The sequence below is a fragment of the Rhizobium sp. P1_B8 genome (assembly GCF_056406515.1).
The window spans coordinates 101,928-113,429 of the sequence record NZ_JBFTZZ010000019.1; the positions used below are offsets into that span (position 1 = coordinate 101,928).

8 protein-coding genes are annotated in these 11,502 nt (G+C 62.6%); all 8 read left to right on the forward strand.

Annotated elements, in window-relative coordinates; genetic code table 11:
• Position 1 precedes the first annotated feature (1 nt).
• The 8 genes from AC1D2N_RS22745 (at position 2) to AC1D2N_RS22780 (ending at position 11,323) form a co-directional block, all read left to right on the forward strand.
• Positions 2–1,162 carry an acyl-CoA dehydrogenase family protein gene (locus tag AC1D2N_RS22745; protein ID WP_018246824.1) on the forward strand — a complete coding sequence of 387 codons (1,161 nt, stop codon included), beginning with the start codon at positions 2–4 and terminating at the stop codon, positions 1,160–1,162.
• 4 nt (positions 1,163–1,166) lie between these two features.
• Positions 1,167–3,221 carry an acetate--CoA ligase family protein gene (locus AC1D2N_RS22750; protein ID WP_130653984.1) on the forward strand — a complete coding sequence of 685 codons (2,055 nt, stop codon included), beginning with the start codon at positions 1,167–1,169 and terminating at the stop codon, positions 3,219–3,221.
• A 6-nt stretch (positions 3,222–3,227) separates the two neighbouring features.
• Entirely contained in the window at positions 3,228–4,010 is a 783-nt protein-coding gene (locus AC1D2N_RS22755) for a carnitinyl-CoA dehydratase (RefSeq protein ID WP_112908374.1), read from the forward strand.
• Positions 4,011–4,128: 118 nt separating this feature from the next.
• A complete protein-coding gene (locus tag AC1D2N_RS22760) occupies positions 4,129–5,718 on the forward strand; it encodes an ABC transporter substrate-binding protein (protein WP_130653983.1) in 1,590 nt (529 codons plus the stop codon).
• A gap of 97 nt (positions 5,719–5,815) precedes the next feature.
• The gene (locus AC1D2N_RS22765) at positions 5,816–6,820 is read left to right on the forward strand and encodes an ABC transporter permease (RefSeq protein WP_018449111.1); all 1,005 of its coding nucleotides are present in this window, start codon (positions 5,816–5,818) and stop codon (positions 6,818–6,820) included.
• Positions 6,817–7,644 carry an ABC transporter permease gene (locus tag AC1D2N_RS22770; RefSeq protein ID WP_028732395.1) on the forward strand — a complete coding sequence of 276 codons (828 nt, stop codon included), beginning with the start codon at positions 6,817–6,819 and terminating at the stop codon, positions 7,642–7,644. Before AC1D2N_RS22765 ends, AC1D2N_RS22770 begins: the two co-directional genes overlap by 4 nt.
• Positions 7,637–9,268, forward strand: a complete 1,632-nt coding sequence (locus AC1D2N_RS22775; protein WP_130653982.1) for an ABC transporter ATP-binding protein — start codon at positions 7,637–7,639, stop codon at positions 9,266–9,268. Before AC1D2N_RS22770 ends, AC1D2N_RS22775 begins: the two co-directional genes overlap by 8 nt.
• Before the next feature lie 51 nt (positions 9,269–9,319).
• Complete coding sequence (locus AC1D2N_RS22780; protein ID WP_130654230.1) at positions 9,320–11,323, forward strand: CocE/NonD family hydrolase; 2,004 nt, start codon at positions 9,320–9,322, stop codon at positions 11,321–11,323.
• The last annotated feature ends 179 nt before the right edge of the window (positions 11,324–11,502 follow it).

The following is an 11,502-nucleotide window of genomic DNA, read 5'->3' on the forward strand; positions in this document are numbered from 1 at the left end:
CATGAATTTCGGACTGAGCGAAGAACAGGTAATGATCGTCGAGACGGTCCGCGCCTTCGTCGAGACCGAAATCTATCCGCACGAGAACCAGGTCGAGCGCAGCGGTGTCGTCCCGCCGGAGCTCGGAGACGAGATCCGGCGCAAATGCATCGATCTTGGCTTCTATGCCTGCAATTTCCCGGAAGAAGTCGGCGGCGCCGGCCTCGACCATCTCACCTTCACGCTGGTCGAGCGGGAGCTCGGGCGCGGTTCCCTGGGGCTGACGGTTTTCTTCGGCCGGCCCTCCGGCATCCTGATGGCCTGCGAGGGCGAGCAGCGAGAGCGCTACCTCCTGCCCGCAGTGCGCGGTGAGAAGATCGACGCGCTCGCCATCACCGAGCCGGACGCCGGATCTGACATGCGCGGCATGAAATGCGCTGCCCGCCGCGACGGTGGCGATTTCGTCCTCAACGGCACGAAACATTTCATCTCCCATGCCGATGTCGCCGATTTCGTCATCGTCTTTGCCGCGACGGGCGAGGAAGAGACGCCGAAAGGCATCAAGAAGAAGATCACCGCCTTCCTGGTGGATCGCGGCACGCGGGGCTTCGAAATCCTCAAAGGCTACGATTCCGTTTCGCATCGCGGCTACCACAACTCAACGCTCAGCTTCGAAGATTGCCGGATTCCGGCGAGCCAGGTACTTGGCGAGGTGCATCGCGGCTTCGATATCGCCAATCAATGGCTCTACGGCACACGGTTGACGGTTGCCGCCACCTGCGTCGGCCGGGCACGGCGCGTCTTCGACATGACGCTGCCCTACGCCGCCGAGCGCAAACAGTTCGGCAAGCCGATCGGCGCTAATCAGGGCGTGTCGTTCAAGCTCGCCGATATGATAACCGAGATCGACGCGGCCGACTGGCTGACGCTCGCCGCCGCCTGGCGGCTCGATGCCGGGCTCTCCGCAGACCGGCAGATCGCCTCGGCCAAGCTTTACTCCTCCGAAATGTTGGCCCGCGTCACCGATGAGGCGATCCAGATCTTCGGCGGCATGGGCCTGATGGACGACCTGCCGCTCGCCCGCTTCTGGCGCGATGCGCGCGTCGAGCGCATCTGGGACGGCACCTCTGAAATCCAGCGGCATATCATCAGCCGCGACCTGCTTAGACCCTTGGGAGCGTGAGCCGATGACGCCTCGCCCGCTCGACCGCCTGCTCAGACCGCAAACGATCGCCGTCTTTGGCGGCCGCGAGGCGCGCAGGGTGATCGAGCAGTGCGATCGCATGGGTTTTGCGGGCGAGATCTGGCCTGTCCATCCGAAGCTCGAAGAGGTGCTCGGGCGGCCCTGTTATCGCTCCGTATCCGATCTGCCTTCGGCGCCTGACGCCGCCTTCGTCGGCGTCAACAGGACGCTGACCGTCGAGATTGTCCGCAGCCTTTCTGAGGCCGGTGCCGGCGGGGCGGTCTGTTATGCATCGGGTTTCAGCGAGGCGACAGGTGAACTCGGCGACGGTGCCGCGCTGCAGCAGGCCTTGCTGGAGGCGGCTGGCGACATGCCGATCCTCGGGCCGAATTGCTACGGGCTGATCAACGGTCTCGACGGTGCGCTGCTCTGGCCCGATCAGCATGGCATGCAGCGTATCGAACGTGGCGTCGCCATCCTCACGCAATCCTCCAACATCGCCATCAACCTGACCATGCAGACCCGCGGCGTGCCGATCGCCTATGTGGTCACTGCCGGCAATCAGGCGCAGACATCGCTTGCCGATGTCGCCTGCGCACTGATCGACGACCCGCGCGTCACGGCGGTCGGCCTTCATGTCGAAGGTTTCGGCGATCTCTCTGCACTCGAACGTCTGGCCACCATGGCCCGGCGGTCGAGGAAGCCGGTCGTCGTGCTGAAGGTCGGCAGGTCCGAGCAGGCAAAACGCGCGGCGGTGTCGCATACAGCCTCGCTTGCCGGCAGCGATGCGGTCGCCGACGCCGTGCTCGCCCGCCTCGGCCTTGGCCGTGTCCAGACCTTGCCGGCGCTGCTCGAAACCCTGAAGTTGCTGCATGTCGCCGGACCGCTCGCCAGCCATTCGATCTCGTCGATGAGCTGTTCGGGGGGCGAAGCCTCGCTGATGGCGGATGCCGCCGTCGGTCGCAATGTGGAATTCCCGGCGTTGCAGCCGCAACAATTGCCACGGCTGCGGCGGGTGCTGGGCGAGATGGTGACGCTTTCCAATCCGCTCGATTACCACACCTTCGTGTGGGGGGATCTCGCACGCCAGACCGAAGCCTTCAGCGCCATGTTCGACGGCGGCTATGCCCTCAATCTCGTCGTCCTCGACTTCCCCCGCGGTGACCGCTGCGATGCATCCGAATGGGCGATGACGGCAGACGCGGTCATGACGGCTGCCGCCGCAACCGGTGCGCTGGCCGGCCTTCTGGCAACCCTTCCGGAAAACATGCCGGAGCCGATCGCCGATCGGCTGATGGCAAATGGCATCATTGCCTTCTGCGGTATCGACGAAGCCATCACGGCTGCGGAAGTCGCCGCCGGCATCGGCCAGGCGTGGGATCGCCCGCCGCCCCTGCCGCTGCTCGATGTGTCCTCTATCGATGGCGAGATCGAGACGCTGACGGAGGCCGATGCGAAGGTCGAGCTTGCCGCCTTCGGCCTTCCGGTTCCGCAAGGGCTGGTGGCCTCCTCTCCCGGTCAAGCGGCCGAGCAGGCTGAGCGGCTCGGTTTTCCTGTCGTGCTCAAAGCGCTCGGCATTGCACACAAGACCGAGGCTGGGGCGGTCGCACTCAACCTACAGTATATGCAAGCGGTCTCAAATGCGGCGGCGGCCATGCCGCCGAATGCCGGTTATCTCGTCGAGAAAATGATCGATTCACCGGTCGCCGAGCTCATTGTCGGCGCCATCCGCGACCCTGTCTTCGGATTGTCGCTCACCTTGGGAGCGGGCGGAATCTTCGTTGAATTGCTTGAAGATTCCGTCATTCTGCCGCTTCCGGCGACGAAAACCGACATTCACGCGGCAATTTCGCGTCTCAAACTTGCAAAATTGATCTATGGCTATCGCGGGCGGCCAAAAGGCGATCTCGAAGCCGCTGTCGGTGCTGTCTCAGCAACGGCAGATTATGTCGTAAAGAACGCGGCATCCCTGGAGGAACTCGACATTAATCCATTGATGGTTCTTCCCGAAGGGCATGGTGTTGTCGTAGTCGATGCCCTCGTACGGCGGAGGAGGTAGTAAAGGTTGAGCGACCACATTCGCACACGACATGACGGTGGAGTACTCGAAGTCGTCATCGACCGGCCGAAGGCGAATGCCATCGACCTTGCGACCAGCCGTGCCCTGGGGGTGATCTTCCGGGATTTCCGCGACGATCCGGCCTTGCGTGTCGCCATCGTCTCGGGCGCCGGCGAGAAATTTTTCTGTGCCGGCTGGGATCTCAAGGCAGCGGCATCAGGTGATGCGGTCGACGGGGACTACGGTGTGGGCGGCTTCGGCGGGCTGCAGGAACTGCGCGATCTCAACAAGCCGGTCATTTGTGCGGTCAACGGCATCTGTTGCGGCGGTGGATTGGAGATTGCGCTTTCTGCCGACCTGATCATCGCCGCCGAGCACGCGACCTTCGCCCTGCCGGAAATCCGTTCGGGCACGGTTGCCGATGCAGCTTCGATCAAGCTGCCGAAACGCATTCCTTACCACATCGCCATGGACATGCTTTTGACCGGTCGCTGGCTCGACGTTCACGAGGCGCATCGCTGGGGTTTCGTCAACGAGGTCCTGCCGGCCGACAGGCTGATGGAGAGAGCATGGGAGCTTGCTAGGCTGCTCGAGAGCGGGCCGCCGCTCGTCCATGCGGCCATCAAGGAAATCGTGCGCGAAGCGGAGGGTTCGACGTTCCAGACTGCCATGAACAAGATCACCAAGCGGCAGTTTGCGACCGTCGACAGGCTCTATTCGAGCGAAGACCAATTGGAAGGCGCACGGGCCTTCGCCGAGAAGCGAAGCCCCATTTGGAAAGGAAAATAACCGCGCGGCAGCAACCGCACTGTTTTCCCGCATGATGCGGGCACCGGAGATGGAGAGGAAACCGTCTGCGGACCTGCCCGGAAGTTCTGTCAACGCACCATAAAGAAGGAACTGGGGAATGAACGACTACACGAAATATCTCGCAAGCCGTGTCACCGCCGGCGGGCTCAGCCGCCGCGAATTCATGGGACGCGCCATGGCGGCGGGCATCACACTTGCCGTCGCCGACAAGCTCTTCACCGAAAGCGCCGAAGCCGCCGAACCGAAACGCGGTGGCCACTTGAAGCTCGGCCTCGAAGGAGGTGCGGCCACCGATTCGAAGGATCCGGCAAAGTTCCTATCGCAGGTCATGTTCTGCATCGGCCGCTGCTGGGGTGACATGCTGGTCGAGTCCGATCCACTGACGGGTGCTGCCGTGCCCTCGCTTGCCGAATCCTGGGAGCCGTCGAAGGACGCTGTCACCTGGACCTTCAAGATCCGCAAGGGCGTCAAGTTCCACGATGGCAAGGAGCTGACGATCGACGACGTTGTAGCGACGCTGAAGCGCCACACGGACGCGAAGTCGGAATCCGGCGCGCTCGGTGTTCTCGGCTCGATCAAGGAAATCAAGGCCGACGGCGGCAATCTCGTGCTGACGCTCAGCGAAGGCAATGCCGACATGCCGCTGCTGCTGTCCGACTACCATCTGGTCATTCAGCCGAACGGCGGCGTCGATGATCCGCTGGCCTCGATTGGCACCGGCCCCTACAAGATGACGAGCTTCGAGCCCGGCGTCCGCGCAACTTTCGAAAAGAATAAGGACGACTGGCGCTCCGACCGGGGTTATGTCGATTCGATCGAGATCATCGGCATGAACGACGCCACCGCCCGCATCGCGGCATTGTCGTCCGGCCAGGTGCACTACATCAACCGCGTCGACCCGAAGACCGTCAACCTGCTGAAGCGCGCGCCGAATGTCGAGATCCTCTCGACTGCCGGCCGCGGCCACTACGTCTTCATCATGCATTGCGACAAGGCGCCGTTCGACAACAACGACCTGCGCCTGGCCCTCAAATACGCCATGGACCGCGAGACCATGGTGCAGAAGATCCTCGGCGGTTACGGTAAGGTCGGCAACGACTTCCCGATCAACAGCACCTATGCGCTGTTCCCCGAAGGCATCGAGCAGCGCGCCTACGATCCTGACAAGGCGGCGTTCCACTACAAGAAGTCGGGCCATAGCGGATCGGTCCTTCTGCGCACCTCCGAAGTCGCCTTCCCCGGCGCCGTCGACGCGGCCGTCCTTTATCAGGAAAGCTGCAAGAAGGCCGGCATCGAAATCGAGGTCAAGCGCGAGCCGGGCGACGGCTACTGGACCAACGTCTGGAACGTCCAGCCCTTCTCGACCTCTTATTGGGGCGGCCGTCCGACGCAGGATCAGATGTATTCCACCGCCTATCTCTCGACAGCGGACTGGAACGACACCAAGTTCAAGCGTCCTGACTTCGACAAGCTGCTGCTGCAGGCCCGCTCCGAACTTGATGAAGCCAAGCGCAAGGACATGTATCGCACCATGGCGATGACGGTGCGCGACGAGGGCGGGGTGATCCTGCCGATGTTCAACGACTTCGTGAACGCCTCCACCAAGCAGGTGAAGGGCTATGTCCACGACATCGGCAACGACATGTCGAACGGCTACGTCGCGACCCGCGTCTGGCTGGACGCCTGATGGCAAGGGGGCGTTTGCCCCTCCGATCTCCAACGAAGCCTGGACCGTGGGATGAAACCCCGCGGTCCTCCCGACGTTCTAGCGCGAGGTCCTCGCCATGACCAATCCTGCCCCAAGCATCTTGCCCGGCCTCGGGTTCCGGCAGCGCTTTCCGCTACTTGCCCTTATCCTCGAGCGCTTCGTGCTCAGCCTGGTCCTGCTTTTTGCCGTTTCCATCCTGATCTTCGGCGGTCTGGAAGCCCTGCCCGGCGATTTTGCCACCACCTATCTCGGTCAGTCGGCGACACCGCAGGCCGTTGCCAATATTCGAGAGGATCTCGGGCTGAATCGTCCAATCACGACGCGCTACGTCGAATGGCTCGGCAACGCCGTTCAGGGCGACTTCGGCACCTCCTGGGCCAGCAAGAATTCGGTGAGCGAACAGATCGGCAAGCGCCTCGGCAATTCGCTTTTCCTGGCGGGTTTCGCAGCGGTGATATCCGTGCCGCTCGCGGTCGGCCTCGGCATGCTGTCGGTGCATTTCCGCAACCGCCTGCCGGATAAGATCATCAACGTGATCTCGCTTGCGGCGATCTCACTGCCGGAATTCTTCATCGGCTACCTGCTGATCCTCGTCTTCGCGGTGAACCTTGGCATGGCGACCTTTCCAGCGACCGTCTATGACAGCATGGGTTTCGTCGAACGATTGAAGGCGATCGCGCTGCCGACGGCGACCCTCGTGCTCGTCGTGCTCGCGCACATGATGCGCATGACGCGAGCGGCGATCCTCTCAGTCATGTCCTCCGCCTACATGGAGACCGCAGAGCTGAAGGGCCTTAGCGCCTTCCGCGCGATCGTCAAGCATGCCGCCCCCAATGCGCTCGCGCCGATCATCAATGTCATCGCGCTGAACCTTGCCTATCTGGTGGTCGGCGTCGTCGTTGTCGAAGTGGTCTTCGTCTATCCCGGCATGGGGCAATATATGGTCGATGCGGTCACCGTGCGCGACATGCCCGTGGTACAGGCCTGCGGCCTGATCTTCGCGGCTGTCTACATCTTCCTCAATATGACGGCCGATATCCTCGCGATTATCGCCAATCCCCGGCTGAGGCATCCGCGATGAGATTGAGAGACATCCCCATCACCGCCTGGATCGGCATGGCCGGTATCGCCATCGCCTTCATCTTCGCGCTCTTCGCCCCCTGGCTCGCCCCCTATGGCGAGACGCAGGTCGTCGGCGACGTCTGGCAGCTGCCCGATAATCAATACATCTTCGGCCTCGACAATCTCGGCCGCGACATCCTCTCGCGCCTGATCTATGGCGCGCGCACGACGCTGCTGGTCTCGTCCGCCGCCACCGTCATCTCCTTCTCGCTCGGCATTATCCTGAGCTTCACCGCTGCCGTCTCGCGCGGCATCATCGACACGGTGTTTTCGCGCTTCAACGATCTGATGATGTCGATCCCGACGCTGATCTTCGCGCTGGTGGTTCTTGCGGTCCTGCCGCAGAACATCATCGTCCTGATCCTTGTCATGGCGATCCTCGATTCCACCCGTGTCTACCGTCTCGGCCGCGCCGTGGCACTCGATGTCGCGGTGATGGAATTCGTCGAGGCCGCCAAGCTGCGCGGCGAAGGCAAGCTCTGGATCATCTTCCGCGAAATCCTGCCGAACACCCTGTCGCCGCTGCTGGCCGAGTTCGGGCTGCGCTTCGCTTTTTCGATCCTGTTCCTCTCGACGCTTTCCTTCCTCGGCCTTGGCATTCAGCCGCCCGCGGCCGATTGGGGCGGCATGGTCAAGGACAACAAGGACGGCATCATCTTCGGCATCTCGGCGGCGCTGGTGCCGGGCACGGCGATCGCCGTGCTTGCCGTCTGCGTCAACCTCGTCGTCGATTGGCTCCTGAAACGCACATCCAGCCTCAAGGGAGGGCGCGGCGATGCCTGAGCTTCTTTCCGTTCGCAATCTGAAGATCGAAGCAACCAGCTATCCGCCGGGCGAACCGCCCAGGCGGGTGACGATCGTCGACGGGGTTTCCTTCGACCTGCAGAAGGGCAAGGTCCTCGGCCTGATCGGCGAATCGGGCGCCGGCAAGTCGACGATCGGCCTTTCCGCGCTTGCCTATGGCCGTGGCGGCGCCGAAATCACCGGCGGCGAGGTCTTGCTCGACGGCGCCGATATCCTGACGCTCGGCAAGAACGGCATCCGGAAAATCCGCGGCGCCCGGGTCTGCTACGTCGCGCAATCGGCCGCCGCCGCCTTCAATCCGGCGCACAGACTCGGCGATCAGGTGATCGAAGCTTCGGTCAAGCATGGTTTGATGACCAAGGACGCGGCGCGCAAACGTGCGCTTTATCTGTTCGGGGTTCTCGGCCTGCCCAATCCCGAAACCTTCGGTGAGCGCTTTCCCCACCAGGTCTCCGGCGGCCAGCTGCAACGGGCGATGACGGCGATGGCGCTCTGCTCCAACCCCGAACTCATCGTCTTCGACGAGCCGACCACGGCGCTCGACGTCACCACGCAGATCGACGTGCTGGCGGCGATCAAGCATGCCATCGAGGAAACGCACACGGCCGCCCTCTATATCACCCATGATCTTGCTGTCGTCGCCCAGATCTCCGACGACATCATGGTTCTGCGCTATGGCAAGCAAGTCGAATACGGCAGCGTCCAGCAGATCATCGAGGCGCCGCGACAGGATTATACCCGCGCCCTCGTCAATGTCAGGCAGGCCTATCGTGAGGAGGCGGCCGATCAGTCCACGGCACTTCTCAAGGTGGAAAATGTCAGTGCCGAATATTCCAACGGCTTCAAGGTGCTGCACGATGTCTCGCTGCATGTGCCGAAGGGCCAGACGCTTGCCGTCGTCGGCGAATCCGGCTCGGGCAAATCGACCCTGGCGCGCGTCATCACCGGCCTGTTGCCGCCGAGCAGCGGGCGCATCGTCTTTGATGGAAAGCCGCTGATGCCAGGCCTTAAGAGCCGGCCGAATGACGACTTGAGGCGTATCCAGCTGATCTACCAGATGGCCGATACGGCGATGAACCCGCGGCAGACGGTTCGCGACATCATCGGCCGCCCGCTGACCTTTTATTTTGGCCTTCGAGGTGCCGAGAAAACCGCCCGGGTCAAGGAACTGCTCGACCAGATCGAAATGGGCAAGGGTTTCGTCGACCGCTACCCGGCCGAACTATCAGGTGGCCAGAAGCAGCGCGTCGCGATCGCCAGAGCGCTTGCCGCCAAGCCTGAACTCATCCTCTGCGACGAGCCGACTTCGGCGCTCGATCCGCTGGTGGCGGAGGGTATCCTCAAGCTGCTCCTGCGCCTGCAGGAAGAAGAACAGCTGTCCTACGTCTTCATCACCCACGACATCGCGATCGTCAGGGCGATTGCCGACAGCGTGGCGGTGATGCATCGTGGCAAGCTGGTGCGGTTCGGTCCGAAATCGACGGCGCTCTCCCCGCCCTTTGACGACTACACCGATCTGCTGTTGAAATCCGTACCGGAAATGGAAATCGGCTGGCTGGAACGGGTGCTTGCCACGCGTCGCATGGAGAGCGCCGGTAATTGACTCGACGAGGGCAGAGCCCTCGTCTCACGGAAAGTGCATCAAGGAATGAGCATGACCTCGCGCGGCTTCGCCACCATCGAAAATGAATGGATTACCCTGAAGGATGGGACGCGGCTTGCCGCGCGCATCTGGATGCCGGATGGTGCTGAGGAAGATCCGGTTCCTGCCGTCTTCGAATTCCTGCCCTATCGCAAACGGGATGGAACCTGCCTCAGGGATGAGTCGACCTATCCGGTGTTCGCGGCCGCAGGCATTGCCGGTGTGCGCGTCGATATCCGCGGATCCGGAGAATCCGGCGGCGTCATCGACGGCGAATATACCGAAAGCGAGCTTGCCAATGCCTGCGAGCTGATCGCCTGGATTGCCGCGCAGCCATGGTCGAACGGCTCGGTCGGCATGATGGGCATCTCCTGGGGCGGCTTCAACAGCCTGCAGGTCGCAGCATTGCGACCGCCGGCGCTGAAGGCCGTCATATCGATCGCCTCGACCGTCGATCGTTACAATGACGACATCCACTACAAGAACGGCTGCCATCTCTCCGCCCAGCTCTCATGGGCGGCAACGATGCTCGGCTACCAGTCGCGCCCGCCCGATCCCGCACTTGTCGGCGAACGCTGGAAGGAGATGTGGCTGGAACGCCTGGCGGGCGAACCCTTCTTCATGGAGGAGTGGCTGACCCATCAGCGGCGCGACGATTTCTGGCGTCACGGCTCGATCTCAGAGGATTTTTCGAGCGTGGAAATCCCGGCGCTGGTGATTGCCGGCTGGGCCGACGGCTACCGCAATACGCCGCTGATGGCGGTCGAAGGTCTGGGCCACAAAGCGAAGGCACTGATCGGTCCCTGGGTTCACAAATATCCGCACTTTGCCTGGCCGAAGCCGCGCACGGATTTCCATGGCGAAGCGATCGCCTGGTGGAACAAATGGCTGCGTGGCGAGGATAACGGCATCGACACCTTGCCGCAGGCCCGCGCCTATATTCTCGATGCCATCCGCCCTGCCCCGCGACGCGACAGCGACCCGGGTTTCTGGGTCGCCAAGGACGTCTGGTCGCCGCCGCAGATGCAGTGTTTCTATGTCGAGCAGTTCGGCAAGCTGACGGAAGGCATGCCGATTCCGCACGCGCCCGAGCATCCCGTCTATCTCCGCTCTCCGCTCGACACCGGGACGGCATCCGGTGAGTATTTTACGCTGAAGCCCGATGCCGAAATGGCGATCGATCAACGCTCGGACGATGCCGGCTCGCTGATCTTCGATACGATGCCGCTTGCTGGCGATTACGACTATCTCGGCCGGCCTGTGCTCACGCTTGCGCTGCGCTCTCGGACGGCGGGCGGAAATCTCTGCGCCCGGCTCGTCGATGTTCATCCGGATGGCACGGCAACGCGTGTCGCCTTCGGCGTCGTCAATCTCACTCACCGCGACGGCAATGCAGATCCAAAGGCGCTGATACCAGGCGAGAAGGTGTCGATCCGGCTGGTGCTCGATGCCTGCGGTTATCGCTTCCGCAAGGGGCATCGCATCCGCCTTTCGCTGTCCACCGCATATTGGCCGATGATCCTGCCGCCGCCTGATGACGAAGGCATCGAGGTCGATATCGCGGCACTCGGCCTGGGGCTGCCGATGCTCGGCGAGCACCAGCGGATCGACATCAAGGAACCGGCCAATCCCGATCCGCTGCCGAAATACATCGAGCACGCGGCCGCCGCGACGAAGCGGCAGGTCGTCCGCGATCTCTCGGCCGCCCGAACGGAGTATCACATCCACGAGGATACCGGGCTCACCGAACACCCTGAGACCGGCCTCTCGACCCGGCAATTGCGGGAGGAAGTCTGGTCGATTGCGCCCGATAATCCGTTGTCGATGACCGGGACGTCGACCTGGACCTGCGACATGCGCCGCCCCGGCTGGTTCGTCCGCACAGTCGCGACCGCGCGCATTGCCTGCACCCAGACCGACTGGATCATCAGCGCTGTCGTCACCGCTTTCGAGGACGATGTGCAGATCTTCGAAAAGGTCTTTGCGGAAAAGCGGATCGCGCGTGACCTGATGTGATCGTTAGAGCGTTTCCGGGTTAGATTGCAGCATTCTGTTGGCTCAAACGGAGTCGGATGGTCGACCGGCCGGCGCGCGTCGTAGCCCAGTTCTACGGCCAAGCCGGCCGGTCGATCAGCTGGCCCGTTTCAGCCAACCCGAAGGGCCGGGCATCTTTCCGCCAGGATCAAAGGCGATCG

Bases quoted from the DNA above. Each gene is read 5' to 3' on its own strand.
- AC1D2N_RS22775 (WP_130653982.1), top strand. From the start codon at position 7,637: ATGCCTGAGCTTCTTTCCGTTCGCAATCTGAAGATCGAAGCAACCAGC.
- AC1D2N_RS22780 (WP_130654230.1), top strand. From the start codon at position 9,320: ATGACCTCGCGCGGCTTCGCCACCATCGAAAATGAATGGATTACCCTG.
- AC1D2N_RS22750 (WP_130653984.1), top strand. From the start codon at position 1,167: ATGACGCCTCGCCCGCTCGACCGCCTGCTCAGACCGCAAACGATCGCC.
- AC1D2N_RS22745 (WP_018246824.1), top strand. From the start codon at position 2: ATGAATTTCGGACTGAGCGAAGAACAGGTAATGATCGTCGAGACGGTC.
- AC1D2N_RS22765 (WP_018449111.1), top strand. From the start codon at position 5,816: ATGACCAATCCTGCCCCAAGCATCTTGCCCGGCCTCGGGTTCCGGCAG.
- AC1D2N_RS22770 (WP_028732395.1), top strand. From the start codon at position 6,817: ATGAGATTGAGAGACATCCCCATCACCGCCTGGATCGGCATGGCCGGT.
- AC1D2N_RS22760 (WP_130653983.1), top strand. From the start codon at position 4,129: ATGAACGACTACACGAAATATCTCGCAAGCCGTGTCACCGCCGGCGGG.